Origin of the sequence: Formosa undariae (assembly GCF_042427615.1) — a bacterium.
In the GTDB taxonomy this organism is placed as follows: Bacteria; Bacteroidota; Bacteroidia; order Flavobacteriales; family Flavobacteriaceae; genus Formosa; species Formosa undariae.
The window spans coordinates 645,542-666,545 of sequence record NZ_JBHMEZ010000001.1 but is presented as its reverse complement, the minus strand read 5'-3'; the positions used below and the strand labels follow the sequence as shown (position 1 = coordinate 666,545).

General features: G+C 32.0%; 18 protein-coding genes and 1 tRNA gene. 10 read left to right on the top strand and 9 right to left on the bottom strand.

From position 1 onward, the window contains the following. Window positions 1-2: 2 nt before the first annotated feature. The 3 genes from ACFFVB_RS02955 to rpiB are packed head-to-tail and all read right to left on the bottom strand — an operon-like array spanning window position 3 to window position 1,781. The gene (locus tag ACFFVB_RS02955; RefSeq protein ID WP_382381001.1) at window positions 3-413 is read right to left on the bottom strand and encodes a hypothetical protein; all 411 of its coding nucleotides are present in this window, start codon (window positions 411-413) and stop codon (window positions 3-5) included. A gap of 21 nt (window positions 414-434) precedes the next feature. Then, window positions 435-1,346 carry a cation diffusion facilitator family transporter gene (locus ACFFVB_RS02950; protein WP_382381000.1) on the bottom strand — a complete coding sequence of 304 codons (912 nt, stop codon included), beginning with the start codon at window positions 1,344-1,346 and terminating at the stop codon, window positions 435-437. Further along, window positions 1,347-1,781, bottom strand: coding sequence for a ribose 5-phosphate isomerase B (rpiB, locus tag ACFFVB_RS02945; RefSeq protein ID WP_382380998.1), 435 nt, complete (start codon window positions 1,779-1,781; stop codon window positions 1,347-1,349). 727 nt (window positions 1,782-2,508) lie between these two features. Between rpiB and rnr the strand changes: the two genes are divergently transcribed. The 3 genes from rnr to ACFFVB_RS02930 all read left to right on the top strand — a co-directional run bounded on the left by rnr (window position 2,509) and on the right by ACFFVB_RS02930 (window position 6,220). Further along, window positions 2,509-4,698, top strand: a complete 2,190-nt coding sequence (gene rnr, locus ACFFVB_RS02940) for a ribonuclease R (protein WP_382380996.1) — start codon at window positions 2,509-2,511, stop codon at window positions 4,696-4,698. 124 nt (window positions 4,699-4,822) lie between these two features. After that, the gene (locus tag ACFFVB_RS02935; RefSeq protein WP_382380994.1) at window positions 4,823-5,497 is read left to right on the top strand and encodes a head GIN domain-containing protein; all 675 of its coding nucleotides are present in this window, start codon (window positions 4,823-4,825) and stop codon (window positions 5,495-5,497) included. 42 nt (window positions 5,498-5,539) lie between these two features. After that, a complete protein-coding gene (locus tag ACFFVB_RS02930) occupies window positions 5,540-6,220 on the top strand; it encodes a LysE family translocator (RefSeq protein ID WP_382380992.1) in 681 nt (226 codons plus the stop codon). Window positions 6,221-6,272: 52 nt separating this feature from the next. On the opposite strand, the gene metE is transcribed toward ACFFVB_RS02930, so the two are convergent. Continuing rightward, on the bottom strand, window positions 6,273-8,582 hold the full coding sequence (gene metE / locus ACFFVB_RS02925) for a 5-methyltetrahydropteroyltriglutamate--homocysteine S-methyltransferase (protein WP_382380990.1): 2,310 nt from the start codon (window positions 8,580-8,582) through the stop codon (window positions 6,273-6,275). Window positions 8,583-8,749: 167 nt separating this feature from the next. On the opposite strand from metE, the gene ACFFVB_RS02920 reads away from it, so the two are divergent. Further along, entirely contained in the window at window positions 8,750-9,214 is a 465-nt protein-coding gene (locus ACFFVB_RS02920) for an Lrp/AsnC family transcriptional regulator (protein WP_382380988.1), read from the top strand. A gap of 45 nt (window positions 9,215-9,259) precedes the next feature. On the opposite strand, the gene ACFFVB_RS02915 is transcribed toward ACFFVB_RS02920, so the two are convergent. Next, window positions 9,260-9,330 (bottom strand) — tRNA-Cys (locus tag ACFFVB_RS02915). A gap of 53 nt (window positions 9,331-9,383) precedes the next feature. Continuing rightward, window positions 9,384-9,746 carry a dihydroneopterin aldolase gene (gene folB / locus ACFFVB_RS02910; RefSeq protein ID WP_382380986.1) on the bottom strand — a complete coding sequence of 121 codons (363 nt, stop codon included), beginning with the start codon at window positions 9,744-9,746 and terminating at the stop codon, window positions 9,384-9,386. 133 nt (window positions 9,747-9,879) lie between these two features. Here folB and ACFFVB_RS02905 point away from each other — a divergent pair, with 133 nt between their 5' ends. From ACFFVB_RS02905 to ACFFVB_RS02885, 5 genes are all read left to right on the top strand, one after another. Further along, window positions 9,880-11,904: a glutamine--tRNA ligase/YqeY domain fusion protein gene (locus ACFFVB_RS02905; RefSeq protein ID WP_382380984.1), complete on the top strand. Its 2,025-nt coding sequence runs from the start codon at window positions 9,880-9,882 to the stop codon at window positions 11,902-11,904. A 147-nt stretch (window positions 11,905-12,051) separates the two neighbouring features. Next, window positions 12,052-13,074, top strand: a complete 1,023-nt coding sequence (gene lplA / locus ACFFVB_RS02900) for a lipoate--protein ligase (protein WP_382380982.1) — start codon at window positions 12,052-12,054, stop codon at window positions 13,072-13,074. Window positions 13,075-13,133: 59 nt separating this feature from the next. Then, a complete protein-coding gene (locus ACFFVB_RS02895; RefSeq protein WP_382380980.1) occupies window positions 13,134-14,732 on the top strand; it encodes a sensor histidine kinase in 1,599 nt (532 codons plus the stop codon). Then, on the top strand, window positions 14,729-15,361 hold the full coding sequence (locus ACFFVB_RS02890) for a response regulator (RefSeq protein ID WP_382380978.1): 633 nt from the start codon (window positions 14,729-14,731) through the stop codon (window positions 15,359-15,361). The genes ACFFVB_RS02895 and ACFFVB_RS02890 overlap by 4 nt, the downstream gene beginning before the upstream one ends. 104 nt (window positions 15,362-15,465) lie before the next feature. Next, window positions 15,466-15,774 (top strand): hypothetical protein, encoded by a 309-nt coding sequence (locus ACFFVB_RS02885; RefSeq protein WP_382380976.1) that lies wholly within the window; start codon window positions 15,466-15,468, stop codon window positions 15,772-15,774. A 111-nt stretch (window positions 15,775-15,885) separates the two neighbouring features. Here the strand turns inward: ACFFVB_RS02885 and ACFFVB_RS02880 are convergent, their stop codons facing one another. Then, complete coding sequence (locus ACFFVB_RS02880; protein WP_382380974.1) at window positions 15,886-16,203, bottom strand: heavy metal-binding domain-containing protein; 318 nt, start codon at window positions 16,201-16,203, stop codon at window positions 15,886-15,888. A 15-nt stretch (window positions 16,204-16,218) separates the two neighbouring features. Beyond that, window positions 16,219-17,148: an SPFH domain-containing protein gene (locus ACFFVB_RS02875; protein ID WP_382380972.1), complete on the bottom strand. Its 930-nt coding sequence runs from the start codon at window positions 17,146-17,148 to the stop codon at window positions 16,219-16,221. 306 nt (window positions 17,149-17,454) lie between these two features. On the opposite strand from ACFFVB_RS02875, the gene ACFFVB_RS02870 reads away from it, so the two are divergent. Next, window positions 17,455-19,272, top strand: a complete 1,818-nt coding sequence (locus ACFFVB_RS02870) for a T9SS type A sorting domain-containing protein (protein WP_382380970.1) — start codon at window positions 17,455-17,457, stop codon at window positions 19,270-19,272. A 104-nt stretch (window positions 19,273-19,376) separates the two neighbouring features. Here ACFFVB_RS02870 and gltX read toward each other — a convergent pair whose 3' ends face one another. Next, the gene (gltX, locus tag ACFFVB_RS02865) at window positions 19,377-20,888 is read right to left on the bottom strand and encodes a glutamate--tRNA ligase (RefSeq protein ID WP_382380968.1); all 1,512 of its coding nucleotides are present in this window, start codon (window positions 20,886-20,888) and stop codon (window positions 19,377-19,379) included. Window positions 20,889-21,004: the final 116 nt, after the last annotated feature.

Sequence of the window (21,004 nt, the reverse complement as noted above, 5' to 3'; positions counted from 1 at the left end):
AATTAAAACGATTTTCTTTTTATATCTAAGGTTTTTAAATCGACTAAACTGACTTCAAAATAAAATGTACCTTCAGTAACTTCTGTAGATTCATCATAAAATTTTGGGGTATAGCGAAATATTTCCTGTTCAGTTTGAATTAAAATAACAGCCTCCGAATGTATACTATTAAACGGTTTATAGAAACTAAATGCACCTTTAATTGTACTGTCATAATTTTGAATAAGATTACCTGACCGTATTTCTGCACGTTTCCAATTATAGGGTGTATTATTAAGTAACCCCACCATAAGAGACTCAGGTTCTGGAATTAATTCGTCGGTTGCATTTTCAATAATTTGCTCACAAGATACTAATAAACATACATTTATAAAGAGGAATCCTATTCGAAGTAAATATCCGTTTAATTTCATATTTAAAAATGACAACCTTATTTAATCTTGAACTATAATTTCTTTAGGATCTTCTCTATTAAATTCAGGCTGAATATTAACATGATTAATATTAAATTTTCCACCTAAAATTGTTTCAATCTCAAACAAAATCACATTGAATTCGGTTAATGAAATATCTTCTTTAAAATCTAAATGCGCTTCTAAATGCAATTCATCATCATTTAAATTCCAAATATGAACATGATGTAACTTATTCACTTTAGGTATTTGATTTATTTCTTTAACCACATCATTTAAATTAATATGAGACGGTGTAAAGAGCATAATCATTTTTGTAGAGGTTATTAACAAATCTAAACCCACCCAAATAAGATAAATTCCAATTAAAAAAGTAAGCACACTGTCTACCCAATATACTTGAAAATATTTCATGAGTAAACCACCTATTAAAACAGCCACACTAGCCATCATATCTGTAAATAAATGCAGATAAGCACTACGCATATTAAGGTTAGACTGGGAATCTGCTTTTAATAACAATACACTAAAACCATTTGCTAAAATACCTAAGAGGGATAACCAAATAACGAGATCAGACGCGATAGGTTCTGGATGTTTAAAACGTTTAAAAGCTTCAATAATTAAAAGAATTGCAATAATTATTAACGTGGATGCGTTTATAAAAGCTGCTAAAATTTCTGCACGTTTATAACCAAATGTTTTCCCCATAGATGCTTTTTGTTTAGACAGTCTATTTGCAACATAACTTACTATTAAAGATATAACATCTGTAAAATTATGTAAGGCATCACTTAATAAAGACAGGCTACCGGAAATTAATCCACCAATAGCCTGACTTAATGTTATAAGTATGTTTAGAAAAATAGAAATAATTAAATTTCTACCTTTTAAACTAGGGTGTTCATGATTATGTTCGTGAGTAGGTGACATTTAACAACTTACTGGAATTTTATTTACACGGTTTTGGTGACGACCACCTTCGAAAGCAGTTTCTAAAAATGCATCTACCATTTCTATCGCTTGCTGTACAGCAGTATAACGTGCTGGAATACTTAATATATTAGCATCGTTATGTTGTCTTGCTAAAACAACGATTTCTTTAGACCAACATAAAGCAGAACGAATTTCTTGATGTTTGTTAGCCGTCATGTTTGCACCATTTCCACTTCCGCAGATAATGATACCAAAATCTACAGTCTTATTAGTAACATCTAAAGCCACTGGATGTACAAAATCTGGGTAATCAACACTGTCCGAAGCATCGGTACCATAGTTGTTAACAACGTATCCCTTTGCTTCTAAATGCTTTACGATAGCAAATTTATAATCTGTTCCTGCGTGATCATTTCCTATTGAAATCTTCATAATGTATTGTACTATTTTTTAGTTATTTTTAATGTAATACTGTTAGAATTATTACAGTTGTAAATGTACGAAATGATGGTTAATAACCTACCTAAAAGCCTAATAATTAAACACTTTACATACCTATTTTAATTATGAATTTGATAGTAAGTATACCATTTATAAACGTTTACGTAACAATTGTTCATAAAATCGGAATTAGTATTAATTAATTGTTAATATCTCTTGATTACTTTTTGAAACTTTTTCTTTTAAATACCGATTATTTTTACAACCAAACATTATCTAATACACTCCTAAAATTTAACTCATTTTCTTTAGAAAAGTTCTTAGACCAAAATCAACTCATATAAACATCAAATTTTTAATTTTTTATTAAACTTTTACTGTGAATTCACGTTATCAACAATTGTTAACAACCTTATAAAAACACTTCAAAATAAACACTTTAATAGTCTAACAAGATGTTCACTTCGTATAGACAGATTACTAACTAAATGAAATCAAAATAAAACCTAAAAAAGTTATACCGCTATTAACAGACTATAATAAGCACCATTTATTTTTTTAAATTTTAAAAGAAAACTAATTATATATATATATATGTGGATAACTCTATTTGTAAACTGAAATTGATTTGAATTTTAAAAGAATAGTTAAACTTCTTAATAAAGAAACTATGATTTAGTTTTTAAAATGTAGCTTTGTTATAATTCAAATGAAGATTATGACAAGAAAGCGAAAAAAGAAAGCTTCAAAAGGAATTTCTAATCTCTCCCAAACGATTTTAAATATTCTAAGAAAGGACCGTAATAAGACCTTTAATTACAAACAAATAGGTGCTATACTGGAAGTAAATGATGCCAGTAGTAGAAATCAAATTATAAAAACACTTCAACAATTACTTGCTAAAAAAGAAATAGAAGAAGTAGAACGCGGTAAATTTAAAGCCGTTGTTAATACCGAATACCATACTGGAATTTTAGATTCTACAGCTAAAGGGTCTGGTTATGTAGTTTGCGAAGATTTTGACGACGATATTTATATTGCTTCAAATAATATAAACAAAGCCTTAAATGGCGACGAAGTAGAACTTTATGTTTACAAACGCCTTAAACAAGGGAAGTTAGAAGGTGAAATTACTAGAATAATTAAACGTGCTAAAACAGAGTATGTTGGTGCTATTCAGCTAAGTAAAAACTACGCTTTTGTAGTGGTTGATGGTAATAAAATGTATAAAGATATTTTTGTGCCAATTAATAAAATTAATGGCGCAGAAGATGGTGATAAAGTGTTAGTAAGTCTAGAAGATTGGCCAGATAAAGCCGATTCTCCTAACGGAAGAATTTTAAAAGTTTTAGGGAAACCTGGAGAACATAATACCGAAATTCATTCCATATTAGCCGATTACGGATTGCCTTACGAATTTCCTGTAGAGGTTGAAGAGTTTGCAAACAATATAGATACATCGATTACCGAAGACGAAATTAAAAAACGTCGCGATATGCGTAAAGTCTTAACGTTTACGATAGATCCGAAAGATGCAAAAGATTTTGATGATGCGTTATCTTATGAAGTTTTAGAAAATGGAAATTTTGAAATCGGAATTCATATTGCCGATGTTTCTCATTACGTTCAAGAAGGTACAATTTTAGACGATGAAGCTTACGAGCGTGCGACTTCTGTGTATTTGGTAGATCGTGTGGTACCGATGCTTCCAGAAATTTTATCAAATAATGCGTGTTCTTTACGTCCGCATGAAGAAAAATATACGTTTTCGGCAGTTTTCGAATTAAATAATAAAGCCGAAGTTGTTAACGAATGGTTTGGTCGTACAGTAACGTACAGTGATGCGCGTTTTGCTTACGAAGAAGCCCAAGCAATTATAGACAGTAAAACAAATACTATCCCAGCCGAAGTTTCTTTAACTGGAGAAACCTATTTAGCAGATCAGGCTATTGCAGATGCCGTTTTAAAAATGGACGATTTAGCTAAAATTATGCGTAGTAGACGTATGAGTTCTGGTGCCATTTCGTTTGATAAGGTTGAAGTTAAATTCAATTTAGATGCAGAAAGTAATCCGATAGGTGTGTTCTTTAAAACATCTGCAGATGCCAATAAATTAATTGAAGAATTTATGTTGTTGGCTAACAGAAAAGTATCTGAATTTGTTGGAAAACAAAAACCAGAAAAAACGTTTGTATACCGTGTTCACGACGAGCCAGACGAAAGTAAATTGCAAGCGCTCCAAAATGTGGTGGCTAAGTTCGGTTACAAATTAAACTTTAAAGATAGTAAATCAATTTCGTCTTCACTAAATAGTTTATTAAGTGATGTTGTTGGTAAAAAAGAACAAAATTTAGTCGATACTTTAGCGATTCGTACCATGAGTAAAGCTGAATATACCACGCACAATATTGGGCATTATGGTTTGGCTTTCGATTATTATAGTCATTTTACATCGCCAATTCGTCGTTATCCAGATGTCATGGCACACCGTTTGTTACAGCAATATTTAGACGGCGGAAAATCGGCTAACGAAGCGATTTACGAAGAGAAATGTAAGCATTCTAGTAGCATGGAATATTTAGCGACTAAAGCAGAACGTGACTCGATTAAATATATGCAGATTCGTTTTATGCAAGATCATCAAGATGAGGAATTTGTGGGTGTAATTTCTGGAGTTACCGACTGGGGAATTTATGTTGAAATTATCGATAATAAATGTGAAGGAATGGTGAGAACTCGCGATATTAAAGGCGATTATTACGAATTCGACGAAAGTCAGTTTGCAATTATCGGACGTGAATCTAAGAAAATGTATCAGTTAGGAGACGAGGTTATTGTAAAAGTTAGAGATACCGATTTGGTAAAAAAACACCTTGATTTTAACCTTATTGGAAAACCAAACGAATAAAAATTTATAGAAAACACATCAATCGAATTCATTTTATTGGTGTTCATTGAACGATGAAAATTTGAAATAAGTTCAGGTTTTCATCGTATTTTAAATTTTAGAATAATTTTATTATAAATTGAAAATGAAACAGTTAGTAGTATTATTTATAGCCTGTTTATCTTTAGGATTACATGCTCAGGAAAAAGTGGAAAAAACAGTAGGAGAATTTAAAGAACTTAAGGTTTACGATTTAATTCAAGTTAATCTTATTAAATCCGATATTAACAAAGTTGAAATCACTGGGAACAGCGCGAAGCATGTTGAAACGGTGAATAAAAATGGAACCTTAAAAGTTAGAATGAGCCTTGATAATAGCTTTAATGGTGAAGATACTAAAGTAAATGTGTACTACACATCTATAGACGTTATCGACGTTAATGAAGGTTCTTCTGTAAGTTCTAAAGATGTTATAGAGCAATTCGAAATTGAGTTAAGAGCTCAGGAAGGTGCTAAAATAGATGTGCCTTTAAAGACGTCGTTTGTTGTTGTAAAATCTATCACTGGTGGAGATATTACAACAAAAGGAACTTCTAAAAACGAGCAAATAAGTATTTTAACTGGTGGTATTTATAATGGCCAATTATTAGAATCTGAAACCTCTAAGGTATCGATTCATGCAGCTGGTGAAGCCCATGTAAAAGCATCTAAAACTGTAGATGCTACCATCCGTGCGGGAGGTGATATTTATATTTACGGAAAACCTGAAGAAGTAAATGAAAACAAAGTTTTAGGCGGAAGAATCCTAAGAGTGGACTAATTCCTTTAAGTTTTACTAAATTTGCGATAGAGATCGCATGATATGTTAGAAGACATTTTAAGAGCAATTCCCTTCGGAATATTGTTATCCTTTACTATTGGACCAGTTTTTTTTGTATTACTAGAAACTAGTGCTACAAAGGGGTTTAAGAGCGCTCTTATATTTGATTTAGGTGTTATTCTTGCCGATGCTTTTTTTATAGTTGTGGCCTTTTACAGTACGAGTCGCATACTAGATCGCATTAAAGACGATCCTAATTTCTTTGTTTTTGGAGGGATGTTACTTGTGGTTTATGGTGTTATTTCATTCGTGAAAGCGCAAAAATCATTTCGTACAATTCTAAGAGAATATCATAGTGTAGAAGTTCAAAAGAATTATGGAAAGCTTTTTATGAAAGGCTTTTTATTGAATTTTATAAACGTAGGTGTCCTTTTAGGTTGGCTTAGTTTTATTGTTATTGGTAATTCTATGACCGATAATGAATTTGGTATTCATGTGTTTCTAGGAACCATTCTGGCCGTTTATTTTATTGTAGATATTTTTAAAATTCTAGCGGCTAAAGCATTAAGAAATAAGCTTACGCCTCGTATTATTTTCAAAACGAAAAAAATAGTATCTCTTGTTATTTTAGGTTTTGGTGTATTGTTACTGCTTCAAGGATTTTTTCCGAATGAAAAAGAAATTTTAAAGGATACATTAGAACAAATGAGTCCGTTAGATTAAACATATAAAATCCAGAGTATTTTTATAAAATAGCTCTGGATTTCTTTTTTTACTAAGCTTCAATTTGGAATTTTTCTCGTAATTTTTTTGCTGTATTTACTAAGTGCGTAAGTGCTACTTTAGTTTCTGGCCAATCTCTTGTTTTTAGTCCGCAATCTGGATTTACCCAAATGTGTTCGATAGGTAATAAGTTGCATGCTTTTTCTAGTAAACCTTCAATTTCTTCAGAACTTGGTATTCTTGGCGAATGGATATCGTAAACACCAGGTCCAATTTCATTTGGATATTTATAATCTACAAAAGCATCTAATAATTCCATATTAGAACGTGAGGTTTCAATAGTAATTACATCGGCATCTAAGGCTGCAACGCTATCAATTATATCATTAAATTCTGCATAACACATATGTGTGTGAATTTGTGTACTATCTGCAACGCCACAGGACGAAATTTTAAAAGATGTAATCGCCCAATTTAAATAGGCTTGCCAATCTTCTTTTCGTAATGGCAATCCTTCTCTAATTGCAGGTTCATCTATTTGAATCACTTTTACACCAGCAGATTCTAAATCTAGGACTTCATCGCGTATCGCTAGAGCAATTTGTTTACAAGTTGTAGCTCTAGGTTGATCGTTACGTACAAACGACCACTGTAAAATGGTTACTGGACCGGTAAGCATACCTTTTACTGGAATATCTGTTAAGGATTGCGCATAGGCCGTCCAATTAACTGTCATCGGGTGTTCTCTAGATACATCTCCAAAAATAATTGGTGGTTTTACACAACGGCTCCCGTAACTTTGTACCCAACCAAAATTGGTAAATGCAAAGCCATTTAATTGCTCCCCAAAATATTCTACCATGTCGTTTCTTTCAAACTCGCCATGTACTAAAACATCTAAGCCTATTGATTCTTGAAAACGGATGGTTTCTTTAATTTCATTTTCAATTAAATCATCGTATTCAGTTTGTAAAATTTCACCTTTTTTAAATTTAGAACGCCAACTTCTAACGGCTTTGGTTTGTGGAAAAGAACCAATGGTTGTTGTAGGGAATAACGGTAAATTTAAAATACTTTTTTGCTGACTCTGTCTTTGCTTAAAAATAGACTGTCTAGAACTATCTTTTGGAGTTAATTTTGATACTCTATTTTTTACAGCGTCATTATGAATTAATTTAGAGGTACTCTTGTTTAAAATTGTCTGTTTATTTGCTTTTAATGCTGCTATATTTTCCTCAGAATTCGGATGAGTTACTATGGAATTTAAGCTGACTATTTCTTCAACTTTTTGTTTAGCAAATGCCAACCATTGTTTTATATCTGTTGGTAATTTTTGTTCTAAATTTAAATCTATGGGACTATGTAATAGCGAACATGAAGAACCAATCCAAACTTTATCTTTTCCTAAAATAGTTGTGGCTTTTTTAATGTATTTTAAACTCTGCTCAAAATCATTTTTCCAAATATTTCTACCATCAATAACACCTAAGGATAAAATGGTTTTTTTATTAAATTCATCCGCATTTAAAATGTCATCTAATTGTAACGGACATCTTATTAAATCTAGGTGTAAGGCGTGTACAGGAAGTTTTAAAACCGTTTTTAAATTCTCGCCATAACAGTCAAAATAATTAGCTAGTATAATTTTTAAATCAGGAAATGTTTCTGCTAATTTTGTATAGGTTTTGGTAATCGCTTCTTGTTCTTTTATAGATAAATCTGTGGTTAAACAAGGTTCGTCAAATTGAATATATTCTGCTCCGGCGTCGATTAATTTTTCAACTAATTTAAAATATACAGGAAGTAAATTTTCTAGTAAATCTATACGATGAAAATTAGGTTCTGTTTCTTTTCCTAATAGTAAAAACGTAACGGGGCCAATTAACACTGGTTTTGTTTTTATACCTAAATCTAAAGCTTCCTTAAATTCGTTTACAGCTTTTAAATTTAAGAGTTCAAAAGCCTGATTTTTTCTAAATTCTGGTACAATGTAATGGTAATTGGTATCAAACCATTTAGTCATTTCCATAGCTGTAATATCGAAACCATCTTTTTGTATACCACGTGCCATGGCGTAATATAAATCTAACGGATTTTCTTTTAATTTTATGTCGGTGTAGCGCTCAGGAATACATCCTAGAGTAAGTGTTAAATCTAAAACTTGATCGTATAATGAAAAGTCGTTAGACGGAATTAAATCGATACCGTGTTCATGTTGATAGACCCAATTGTCTTGTCTAATTTTAGCAGCATTTTTTAAATGATTTTCTAACGATATTTCATGTTTCCAATAGGCTTCAGAAGATTTTTTAAGTTCCCTTTTACTTCCTATTCTGGGATATCCTAAGAGGTTCGTTTTCATAATTTTCGAGTTTTTTAATTAGTTTTAAAATCTTTTCAAAATTATAAATACATTCTTATTATCTTTATTGTTTTAAAAAATAGGATTATAAACCTTTAAAAGTGTATAATAATATTTTTTTTGTCTTTTTAAGTATCGATTAAATAACCTGAACAGAATAAAACACTATGCATCAACTAGACGCTACAGACATACAGCTATTAAAATTACTCCAGGAGAACTCCAATGTCACTACAAAAGAGTTAGCTAAGCGTGTAAATCTATCGGCAACTCCAGTTTTTGAACGTATTAAAAAACTAGAAAATGAAGGCTACATAAAAAAATATGTTGCTGTTTTAGATGGCGATAAATTAAATAAATCTTTAATCGCTTTTTGTAGTATTCGTTTAAAGCAGCACACCAATATTATAGGTAACAAATTTGTTCACGATATAAAATCTTTAAAAGAAGTTACTGAATGTTATAATACGTCTGGCGATTTCGATTTTTTATTAAAGGTCATTGTAGAGGATATGAAACATTACCAAGATTTTGTATTGAATAGTTTAGGAGCTATTAAAAATATTGGAAGTGCCCACACAACCTTTGTTATGGGCGAGATTAAACACAGTTATAATATTCCAATTGAATAAATTTGGGCATAAAAAAACCTTCAAGTAAACTTGAAGGTTTTGAAGAGGCGTCGAGCGGATTCGAACCGCTGTACAAGGTTTTGCAGACCTCTGCCTAGCCACTCGGCCACGACGCCGTAATTAACGGATTGCAAATGTATAAAAAATTACGATTGTAAGCTATATACTTTTACTTTTTTCTTTTCTCCGTCATTTTTATAGTCACCATTTCTACATCTCCACCTATTGGAGGGTTCAATTTACTAACGCTAATTGTCGCTTTATCTATATGCTTATTTTCTTTTAAAATTCTAACAAGTATGCGTTTAGCAACAGTTTCTAACAGGTAAGATGGTTTTTTCATTTCCTCTCTTACAATGCGATTTAAAAAGACATAATCTACTGTATCTGAAAGGTTATCTGATTTAGCCGATGCTTGTAAATTGGCTTTTATAACCAAATCTACACGGTAATCACTACCTATTTTAGTCTCTTCAGTTAAACAGCCGTGATTAGCGAAAATGCGTATGTTTTCTACTTTTATAATGCCCATAAGCTTATAAATAAATGATATTTTGTGGATTAAAAATTTTTATAAAATTAATCATTATCTCTTAGATTAATAGTAAGCAAGCGGATATTTCATTAATTTCGCACTTTATTTTTAATAGGTATTCATATCACTTATGTCTGAAGAAACAAAATCACTCAATTTTATTGAACATATTATAGAAAACGATTTAAAAACAGAAATATCTCAAGATAAATTACGTTTTCGTTTTCCACCTGAGCCTAATGGTTATTTACACATCGGTCATACTAAAGCTATCGGAATTAGTTTTGGTTTAGGCGAACGTTATAATGCGCCTGTAAACCTTCGATTCGACGATACAAATCCGGCTAAAGAAGAGCAGGAATATGTAGATGCGATTAAAGAAGATGTCTCTTGGTTGGGTTACAAATGGGATAAGGAAGTGTATTCTTCAGATTATTTTCAGCAATTGTTCGATTGGGCGGTACAACTTATAAAAGATGGCAAAGCGTATGTCGATTCGCAATCGTCTGAAGCTATGGCCGAACAAAAAGGAACACCAACACAACCTGGTGTAGATGGTCCGTTTAGAAACAGAACTGTAGAAGAAAACCTTGATTTATTCAACCGTATGAAAGCGGGAGAATTTAATGAAGGGGAACATATTTTGCGGGCTAAAATAGATATGGCTCATGTTAATATGTTAATGCGTGACCCTATTATTTATCGTATTTTAAAGAAATCGCATCACCGTACAGGAGACACCTGGTGTATTTACCCAATGTACGACTGGACACATGGTGAAAGTGATTATTTAGAACAAGTATCGCATAGTTTATGTTCGTTAGAATTTAAACCTCACAGAGAGCTTTACGATTGGTTCTTAGATCAATTGGTTGTAGAAGATAAATTACGTCCAAAACAACGCGAATTTGCACGTTTAAACTTAAGCTATACTATTATGAGTAAGCGTAAGTTATTGCAATTGGTAGAAGATGGTGTGGTTAATGGTTGGGACGATCCGCGTATGCCAACTATTTCTGGTTTACGTCGTCGTGGTTACACGCCAACGGCAATTAGAAAATTTGTAGAAACTGTTGGAGTTGCAAAACGTGAAAATGTAATCGATGTTTCGCTTTTAGAATTCTGTATTCGTGAAGATTTAAACAAAACGGCACCTCGTGTTATGGCGGTTTTAGATCCAGTGAAATTGGTAATTACTAATTATCCAGAAGATAAAGAAGAATGGTTAGAAGCAGAAAATAATCAGGAAGACGATAGTGCTGGATTTAGACAAGTGCCTTTTTCTCGTGAATTATATATAGAGCGTGACGATTTTAAAGAAAGCGCAAATAGTAAATATTTCCGTCTGACTTTAGGAAAAGAAGTGCGTTTAAAAAATGCGTATATCATAAAAGGAGAAAGCGTAGTTAAAGATGAAAACGGTAACATTATCGAAATTCATGTGTCTTACGATCCAGATACGTTAAGCGGTAGTGGCACCGAAGCGAGTTTACGTAAAGTAAAAGGAACCTTGCATTGGGTGTCTATAAATCATGCAGTTAAAGCTGTAGTTAGAGAATACGACAGATTATTTATGGACGAATCTCCAGATAGTCATGCCGATAAAAGTTTTATGGATTTTATAAATCCGGAATCTTTAAAACTAATTACTGCATTTGTAGAACCGAGTTTAACAGAAGCAAAATTAGGCGAACGTTTTCAGTTTCAACGTTTAGGGTATTTTAATGTCGATTACGATTCAACTTCAGAAAATTTAATCTTTAATAAAACGGTTGGCTTACGTGATTCTTGGACAAAAGAAAAGCCAAAAACGGAGTCTAATCCTAATCAGAATCAGCCTAAATCTAATCAGCCACAACGTAAGGCTATAGATGTGATTCAGCAATTTGGTAAAAAATATACGAATTTACCAGATGCTAAACGTGAGAAAATTAAAGCAGATATTTTAGAATTGGCAGAACATGTGTCTTACGACGAATTAGAGCCGTTATTTGGAACTGCTGCTAAAAAAGTAGGCACACGTATCGCTGCGATGTTAACGTTGCAAGTATTGCTTAAAAATGGCTTAGAACGTAACGCTGCTATTAACGAATTTGTAGAAAAAGGTTTAGAAGATGGTAACGCACTTTTAGCTGACGAAGCATTGGAGATATAACCTTAATTTAATTTAGATATACAGCCTTGAAATAGTTATTATTTCAAGGCTTTTTTGTTTCAAATAATTAAAAATCATAAGTGATAATTGCAATCTATTACAGGGATTCTAAGTATTTTTGTATTCCAACTTTTAATATTTTATAGTATGGTTTTTATAGATAATGAAGGGATTACAGATCCGCATTTAAATTTAGCTTTAGAAGAATATGCCTTGCGACATTTCGATACTGAAACCGATTATTTGTTATTCTACATAAACGAGCCTTCAATAATTATTGGTCGAAATCAGAATACGTTAGAAGAAATTAATCAAGAATATATCACAGAAAAGGGCATTCATGTGGTGCGCCGAATTAGTGGAGGAGGAGCTGTATATCACGATTTAGGAAATCTAAATTTTAGTTTTATTACCAATCATGATAATGCCAGTATGCATAATTTTAAAAAGTTCACTGCACCGGTTATTGAAGTTTTGAAAAATTTTGGTGTAGAAGCTGAACTTATTGGTAGAAACGATATTTTAATCGATGGAAAAAAAGTGTCTGGAACAGCGCAATTTACTACCGGAAAACGCATGTTTAGTCATGGAACGTTGTTGTTAAGTACCGACTTAAATGAGGTTGCCAATGCCTTACAAGTTAAGATGAGTAAAATTAGTTCTAAAGGTCATAAATCGGTTAGAAGTCGAGTGGCAAATATTAGTGATTTTTTAGAAGAACCGTTAACTATTGAAGCCTTTAGAAGTTTAATTTTAGAAGGGTTATATGCTAATGATAAAAATTTTAAAACCTACGAATTTACAGAAGCAGATCGTGAAGGTATTGCCAAATTAAAGGCAGAGAAATACGACGATTGGAATTGGAATTACGGACGTTCGCCTAAGTTTAATATTCAGCGTACAAAACGTTTTCCTATTGGTGAAATTGATTTGCGACTATTTATTGAAAAAGGACACATTGCCGAGTTTACCGTATTTGGAGATTTCTTTGGAAAAAATGCGGTCGAAGAACTCTCTGAGTTTTTAATAGGTTTGCCTTACGAAGAAACAACTATTAAAAATGCTTTAAAAGATATAGATCTTACTGAATATTTTGGAGCTATTGATAAAAATGAGTTCATCACTATGATTTATGGAAACGATGATATAGAGACTTCACCAAGTAATTAATGAATCTAAAAACCTTAATATTAATCATAATAAACAGCGTGATATTTTTTGTAATATTCATGTTGTCTATTACGTTTTATAATGAGTTTTCGAAAGTTTTAGACGACAGAATATTGCTTCAACTTAATTCTGTAAAAACATTAAAACAGATTCAAGTAGAAGATTTAATTAACAGTGAATGGAATTCATTTTTAAATGAAAATAATAGGGATACATCTGCTTTAGATGCTCTCAATTTTAACCTTCCTGCACATGTATTAAATACCCCCGGGATTTACGATTTCACGAAGTATGAACCATATGGAAACACTACAATTGGACTTGTTTCTAGTTACGAAGGGATTTCAAAAGTTAAGATTATTGACTATAATAAAATTAAAAATATTTTATTAGAACGTGCTGGAATGGGGAGTAGTGGAGAATCTTATTTGGTAGGATCAGATTTTTACATGAGATCGCAATCTAGATTTATTCCACAAAAAACACCTTCAACCATAGAGACTAAAACCAAAGGTGTTGTAGATGCTTTTTCTGGTAAAATTGGGAGAGGCGTTTTTAAAGATTATCGGGGCATAGAAGTGTATAGTGTTTACAGTCCTATTAACATATCGTATCTTAAACTAGCTATACTTTCAGAAATAGATAAAAGCGAAGTCAAGGCACCGCTAGAACAACTAAGATCAAAACTATTAGGACTCACCGTTTTAATTATGGTTATCGCCATTATTTTATCACTTTTTTTGACTCGAATTATTACTAATCCCATTGCTAATATGCGTAAAAGCCTAAAAATTATGGCTGGAGGAGATTATAATCAAAGTAAGCAATTTGTTAAAAACCCGAGTGAAGTTAAAGATATGTTTGAAGCTCTTGATCATTTAAAAAAATCATTACAAGGTGCTGTTATCTACTCAAAAGAATTAGGTAAAATGAATCTTAATTCTCATTATGTTCCAAAAAGTGAGCACGATGTATTGGGAAAAAGTCTCATTAAAATGAGGGATAAACTTATTGAATTTAGAAATAAAGAAAATAAAAATAGCATAAATACCAAGCGTCAACTGGTTGAAGGTTTAGAGAATGAAAGACGCCGATTGTCGCGAGAATTACACGATGGTATTGGTCCGTTATTAACGTCTTTAAAATTTTATATTGAAAATCATATAGAAGATAAAAATCAGAAGTTAGAAATGATACGAATATTAGATGGTACAATTTCTGAAATTAGATTAATGTCTAATGCCTTAATGCCATCTACTATAGACGATTTTGGTGTGGGTATTGCACTTACAAATTTTGTAAATACAATTAAAAAAACCTCCGGAATTTCGATTGAATTTGAAGATTTAACACAAGAGGATATTAGTAAAATTACTAAAAATCAAGCCATCAATATTTTTAGAATAGCGCAAGAATTAGTCAATAATGCATTGAAACATTCTAATGCCAATAACATAAGAATTTCACTTTCTGAATTTGACGAATTTATATCGCTTTTTTATTTTGACGATGGTATAGGTTTTGATTTAAAAAACGTAAAATTAGGTTCTGGAATTACCAATATAAAAGAGCGTGTAGACATTTGTAATGGACAAATTCAGATGCAATCAGAAACAGGAAATACAACTTTCGAAATTGAATTACCAATAGAGTTATGAATAAGATAAAAATTATAATAGCAGACGATCATGAGCTGTTTAGGAATGGTTTAAAGGAACTTCTTATAAAGCATAACGATATAGACGTTTTGGCTTCTGTAGGCGATGGTATTCTTTTTATGGATGCAATCGAAACCTTTAAAGATGTGAGTATTGTTTTACTAGATCTTACTATGCCAAATATGGATGGTTTCGAGGTTTTAAAAGCCCTTAAAAACGAGAATCCAACTATTAAGCCAATTATTATCTCTATGCATAACGATGGTAATTATATCGCAAAAAGTGCCAAAGCTGGAGCATATGGTTATTTACTTAAAAATACAGATGAAGAAGAACTAATAAAAGTGATTCGAATAGTAAATCAGGGTAAAAAATATTTTAGTCCGACAATCTCCGAAAAGATGATAAATTTTATGTCGGAGCAAAAGGTTAGCGAAAACATAATTTCTAATAAAGAAAAGGAAGTATTAGGGCTAATTTCTAAAGGATTAACAACCAAAGAAATTGCTTCGAAACTTTTTGTGAGCACGCGAACCATAGAAACCCATCGCGCTAATATTTTAAAAAAATTAGATGTAAAAAATACAGCGGAACTTATAAAGAAAGCGACCGAGATTAATTTAATTTAATTAACTACTTATCCGTATTTATACGGATACCGATTACGTGGTTTTTGTGACCTGCAAACCCCTAGTGTTGTGCTTAAATTTGTAATAAACAAAAAAAGCATAGCATGAAAAATATATCTTTAGTACTAGGTTTACTTTTAGGGTCTACAACTATTGCGTTTGCACAAGATAGAAGTGATTTTACTGGACCAGAATATAAAAATTATAAATCATGGGAACATGAAACGACGTCTTCAGTTATTGCTGTAGAGACTAATAAAGAACAGGTAACAGGACCAGAATATAAAAATCAAAAAGCATGGGAGCGTAGTGATTCCGATAAAACATATGCTGATATTGTAATAGGTTCTGAACGTTCTAAATTAACGGGACCTGCTTATAAGAATTATAAGCCATGGAGAAAAAACAATTAATTTAAGTACCCCTTTAAAAAATATTTCAGGTAGAAATGTAAATTGGATCTATTAGTTAGGAAAAAGCGCCTTTAACAAATTTGTTAAGGCGCTTTTAAATTTTATTAGAAATTATAGTTTTACTGCAGTTCCAGATGCGGTTACCATTAGCATACCGCCTTTGGGTCCTACAGTTTCATAATCTAGATCTACACCTACTATAGCATGAGCTCCCAAGTCTACTGCACGTTCTTTCATCTCTTTTAAAGCCGAGTCTTTAGCTTCTCTCAATACAGCTTCGTAAGAGCTTGAACGACCACCAACAATATCTCGAATGCCTGCAAAAAAATCTTTTATAAAATTAGCACCAATAATAGTTTCTCCGGTAACGATACCTAAGTACTCCGTAATTTTATGAGTTTCTAAAGTAGGCGTGGTTGTAACTATCATGTTTTTTAATTTAAATTAGTTTAATTTTTTAGGATTCTTTTTTCCTTCTTTCATAGCTTCTCCAATTTGGTTACTTGCGACAAAACTTGCAACCATATCGTTTAACATATTACTTCCTGTTTGTGGCGAATTTGGTAATAATATTAAATTACTATTGGTTTCTTCACCTAGAGATTGTAACGTATCGTAATGTTGAGTTACCACAATTAATGCAGAGGCTTCTTGAGAGTTAATACCAACGCGGTTTAAAACTTCTACAGATTCTTCTAATCCACGAGCAATTTCACGTCTTTGATCTGCAATACCTTGACCTTGTAAACGTTTACTTTCTGCTTCGGCTTTCGCTTTTTCTACAATTAATATACGTTGCGCATCTCCTTCAAACTGTGCTGCAATTTTTTCACGTTCAGAAGCATTAATACGGTTCATAGCTTCTTTTACTTGTGCATCTGGATCGATATCTGTAACTAAGGTTTTAATAATGTCGTATCCGTAATCTGACATGGCATCGTTAAGTTCCATTTTTACTGCAATGGCAATATCATCTTTCTTTACAAAAACGTCGTCTAATTTCATTTTAGGAACTTCGGCACGTACAACATCAAATACATAAGATGTAATCTGGTCGTGAGCATAATCTAATTTATAAAAAGCATCATACACTTTTTCTTGAATCACTTTAAATTGAACAGATATTTTTAAACGAACAAATACATCATCTTTCGTTTTGGTTTCTACAATAACATCTAATTGCTGAATTTTTAAACTCATTCGACCTGCAATACGATCGATAAACGGAATTTTCATTTGTAAACCAGAATGGCGAATACCATTAAACTTTCCAAAACGCTCTATAATAGCTGCTGTTTGTTGTTTCACTGTAAAGAATGAAAGAAACAAAATAAGTAAAACGAGAAATACAATGGGGATAAACAAAACGGACATAGTTATATTTTTATGAGTTAATTAATCTGATACTAAATTTAGGCTATATATTTTTAATAGGACCAAATATTCTCTCCAAGATAGAATTTTATCTGCCTTTTTGGGCCTATTTTTTATAATTATTGATTGATATTCTATTCTATTTTATTTTTTTCTAAGATTTAAAATGCACATTTCTTAGATGAAGTGTATACCCCATTTTCGTTTAACTGATAAATTTTCCAATTCAACGTTTTAATGCACTATAGCCCTAGGATTCAAGAGTATTGCAATACTTTTATCATGCATTTAACCAAATCTGCTATTATGACATTTAGAATTTTACTTCTGTTGTTTATCGTAATTTGCCCTACTCAAATTACATATTCACAAACTCAAAACGAAGAGGTTGCATCCGCATGGCTACAATCGAACTTCAATAATTTAGTTTCTCAAAAATCTTACGAATTGAGAACTGTTAGTAGTCAAGTTGGTGCATCTGGTGAAACTTTAAGATATAGTCAATATATAAACGATGTTCCTGTTTATAATGCTAGTATGGCTGTTCATGTTTCACAAAATAGTGAAGTGACATTTCATTCAGGTTCTTTTGACAATACAATTTCAAGAATTAATACTGTACCTACTTTAACTTCTGAAGATGCTGTTAACGTAACTGCTAAAGCTTTAGCTATTGAGGGTACAATTACTCAAAAGGAATCTAAACTTTTAGTATATAACAATAATGGGACTACACAATTAGTATACCGAGTAACGACTAACTCTAAAACGTTAAACGGATTTTGGGAAACTATTATAGATGCAAATTCAGGAGAAGTAATCAGTAAAAAAGATATTGCTCATTATCACCACGCTCACGAAGACGAACATGAAAAGGTGAACACTTCTAGATCTTCTACAGTTGAGGTTACAGGAAAGATTTTTAATCCAGATCCTTTATCTACTACTGGTGCAAGTTATGGTGGAGATTTTATTGATAACGACGATAAAACTAACGCGTATTTAGATGATGCAAGAACAGATGTTTCTTTTTTAATTGCAAATAGCGAAAATGGAGTATACACTTTAAAAGGTGACTACTTAGAAATTAAAGATATTCAAGATCCTGAAACAGGATTATTTCAACAAAAATCACCAGTTTTTAGTTTTACAAGAGATCAAGATGGTTTTGAAGCTGTAAATGCATATTACCACATAGATAAGAACATGAGATACATAAACGAAACTTTAGGTATCGAATTAAAATCTATGTATAATGATGGTGTTATTTTATACGATCCACATGCTTTTAATGGTTCAGATAACTCTTCTTATGGTGGTGGTGTTTTAAAATTTGGTATTGGTGGAGTAGATGATGCAGAAGATGCAGATGTAATTGTTCACGAATTAGGTCATGGAATTCACGAATGGTTAATAAAAGGTAGTATTTCTCAAGTAGAAGGTTTAAGTGAAGGTTTTGGTGATTATTGGGCACAATCTTACAGTAGAGGTTTAGAAAGTAATAATAGTTCAAGATCGAATGCTACGTATAATGATTTATTTAAATGGGATGGTCATAACGAATTTTGGGATGGACGTGTTACTAATTACGATGCTAACTATCCAGAAGGATTAACTGGAAAAATCCATACAGACGGACAAATTTTTGCAAGTACTTTAATGGAAGTTTGGGAATTTCTTGGAAAAGAAACTACTGATAAGATCGTTTTAGAAGGAATCGCAATGACAGGTAGTACAACGACTCAAAAAGAAGCGATGTCTGCAATCCGTCAAGCTGCTATAGATATGGATTTAGCTTGTAGTAAAATTGAGCAAATTGTTTCTATTATAAACAATAGAGGATACGATATAGAATCTTTTCAATGTTCTACTAAATCTTTAAGTATAGACGAGAGTGTTATTTCTAGTATTTCAATCTATCCAAACCCTGCTAGCGCTGTTATTTCTTTTAAAAATGTAACTAGCGAAAATGAAATTAGCATTTTTAATATGATGGGTCAAAAAGTTTTAAATCAAACCATAACACAAGCTAATAACTCTGTGAATGTATCAAACTTAAATAATGGTATGTATGTGGTTTCATTTAGAGGTTTTGCAACTAATTTAAAATTTATAAAGCAGTAAGCAACTCAAAATAAAGTATATAAAAAAAGCGCGTTTTTTAAAACGCGCTTTTTTTATGCTTTTCAAAATAATTATAAGTTGTTATTTTGAAGTGTAATTAAGTATTAAATTCCTGTTGCTAGATTTTCTATACGTTCGATTGATTCTTTCTTTCCAATCATAAACATAATGTCGAAAACTTCAGGACCTTGTAAGGCACCTACTAAAGCTAATCGCAATGGCATCATAACCTTACCAAAACCAATTTCTTTAGATGTTATCCATCCTTTTATCGTGGTTTGAAGCGTTTCAGTAGTGTAATCTTCTATCGTGTTAATAAGTGTTGCTAATTCGCTTAAAAGCTCTCTAGTGTCGTCTTTAATCGCTTTTTTATAAGCCTTTTCGTCGTATGTTTTTGGAGCTTCGAAAAAGAAATGGCTTAAATCCCATAAGTCTGATACAAACGTTGCGCGTTCTTTGATTAAATTAACAGCCATAGACACGTAATTGATGTCGATGTCTTTTAATGCTTCACGTTCCGCTTTAAATGCTTCTGCAAGTTCGTAATTATGTTGTTCTTGCATATAATGGTGATTAAACCACTTTATTTTATCTGGATCAAATCGAGCTCCAGCTTTATGTACACGTTCTATATCGAAAGCTTCTATAAGCTCGTCTAAGCTAAATAATTCTTGTTCTGTTCCTGGGTTCCATCCTAAGAAAGCTAAGAAATTAATCATCGCATCGGCAAAATAACCGTCTTCTTTGTATCCACGTGAAACATCGTTAGTTTTTGGATCAATCCATTCTAAAGGGAAAACAGGAAATCCTAATTTATCACCATCACGCTTGCTTAATTTCCCTTTACCTGTAGGTTTTAAAATTAGTGGTAAATGCGCAAATTCTGGAGATTCCCAACCAAATGCTTTGTATAATTGATAATGTAAGGCAAGAGAAGGTAACCATTCTTCACCACGAATAACATGTGTGATTTCCATTAAATGATCGTCTACTATGTTCGCTAGGTGATAGGTTGGCATCCCGTCACTTTTAAACAACACTTTATCATCTAAAATATTAGTATCGATTTTTATATCGCCACGAATCATATCTTTTAAACGAAGAGTTTCATCTTGAGGTGATTTAAAACGAATCACATAATCTTCACCAGCCTCTAATTTTTCTTGAGTTTCTTCAGCAGAAAGCGATAAAGAGTTTGTCAGTTTTAAACGGTTGTGCCAATTGTAAATAAAAGTCTTACCGTTAGCCTCGTGGTCTTTTCTTGCAGCATCTAAAGATTCAGCTGTATCGAATGCGTAATATGCATTTCCAGAAGCAATTAATTCTTCAGCATACGCCTTGTATAAACCCTTGCGTTCACTTTGTCTGTAAGGACCAAATTTTTCATTTTTACCTGGACCTTCATCAAACGGAATATTACACCAATTTAAGGCATCGATAATATAGTTTTCGGCACCTTCTACATATCTGTTTTGATCGGTATCTTCGATACGTAAAACAAAAGTTCCGTTATGTTTTTTAGCAAATAGATAGTTGAATAAAGCTGTACGAACACCACCGATATGAAGTGGTCCTGTTGGGCTTGGTGCAAAACGCACACGAACATTTTTAGTCATGTTTTTTTATTTAAGATTGCAAAGATACTGTGATATGTGTAAAGATGAAAGATTTAACAAAAGAGAAAATGATTTTATGAATTTCAATTTAACAGAATGTTACATTTGCAGACTAT

What these genes read in the sequence shown, in the direction of transcription:
- ACFFVB_RS02955 (WP_382381001.1), bottom strand. Translation starts at nt 413, where the DNA reads ATGAAATTAAACGGATATTTACTTCGAATAGGATTCCTCTTTATAAAT.
- ACFFVB_RS02950 (WP_382381000.1), bottom strand. Translation starts at nt 1,346, where the DNA reads ATGTCACCTACTCACGAACATAATCATGAACACCCTAGTTTAAAAGGT.
- rpiB (WP_382380998.1), bottom strand. Translation starts at nt 1,781, where the DNA reads ATGAAGATTTCAATAGGAAATGATCACGCAGGAACAGATTATAAATTT.
- rnr (WP_382380996.1), top strand. Translation starts at nt 2,509, where the DNA reads ATGACAAGAAAGCGAAAAAAGAAAGCTTCAAAAGGAATTTCTAATCTC.
- ACFFVB_RS02935 (WP_382380994.1), top strand. Translation starts at nt 4,823, where the DNA reads ATGAAACAGTTAGTAGTATTATTTATAGCCTGTTTATCTTTAGGATTA.
- ACFFVB_RS02930 (WP_382380992.1), top strand. Translation starts at nt 5,540, where the DNA reads ATGTTAGAAGACATTTTAAGAGCAATTCCCTTCGGAATATTGTTATCC.
- metE (WP_382380990.1), bottom strand. Translation starts at nt 8,582, where the DNA reads ATGAAAACGAACCTCTTAGGATATCCCAGAATAGGAAGTAAAAGGGAA.
- ACFFVB_RS02920 (WP_382380988.1), top strand. Translation starts at nt 8,750, where the DNA reads ATGCATCAACTAGACGCTACAGACATACAGCTATTAAAATTACTCCAG.
- folB (WP_382380986.1), bottom strand. Translation starts at nt 9,746, where the DNA reads ATGGGCATTATAAAAGTAGAAAACATACGCATTTTCGCTAATCACGGC.
- ACFFVB_RS02905 (WP_382380984.1), top strand. Translation starts at nt 9,880, where the DNA reads ATGTCTGAAGAAACAAAATCACTCAATTTTATTGAACATATTATAGAA.
- lplA (WP_382380982.1), top strand. Translation starts at nt 12,052, where the DNA reads ATGGTTTTTATAGATAATGAAGGGATTACAGATCCGCATTTAAATTTA.
- ACFFVB_RS02895 (WP_382380980.1), top strand. Translation starts at nt 13,134, where the DNA reads ATGTTGTCTATTACGTTTTATAATGAGTTTTCGAAAGTTTTAGACGAC.
- ACFFVB_RS02890 (WP_382380978.1), top strand. Translation starts at nt 14,729, where the DNA reads ATGAATAAGATAAAAATTATAATAGCAGACGATCATGAGCTGTTTAGG.
- ACFFVB_RS02885 (WP_382380976.1), top strand. Translation starts at nt 15,466, where the DNA reads ATGAAAAATATATCTTTAGTACTAGGTTTACTTTTAGGGTCTACAACT.
- ACFFVB_RS02880 (WP_382380974.1), bottom strand. Translation starts at nt 16,203, where the DNA reads ATGATAGTTACAACCACGCCTACTTTAGAAACTCATAAAATTACGGAG.
- ACFFVB_RS02875 (WP_382380972.1), bottom strand. Translation starts at nt 17,148, where the DNA reads ATGTCCGTTTTGTTTATCCCCATTGTATTTCTCGTTTTACTTATTTTG.
- ACFFVB_RS02870 (WP_382380970.1), top strand. Translation starts at nt 17,455, where the DNA reads ATGACATTTAGAATTTTACTTCTGTTGTTTATCGTAATTTGCCCTACT.
- gltX (WP_382380968.1), bottom strand. Translation starts at nt 20,888, where the DNA reads ATGACTAAAAATGTTCGTGTGCGTTTTGCACCAAGCCCAACAGGACCA.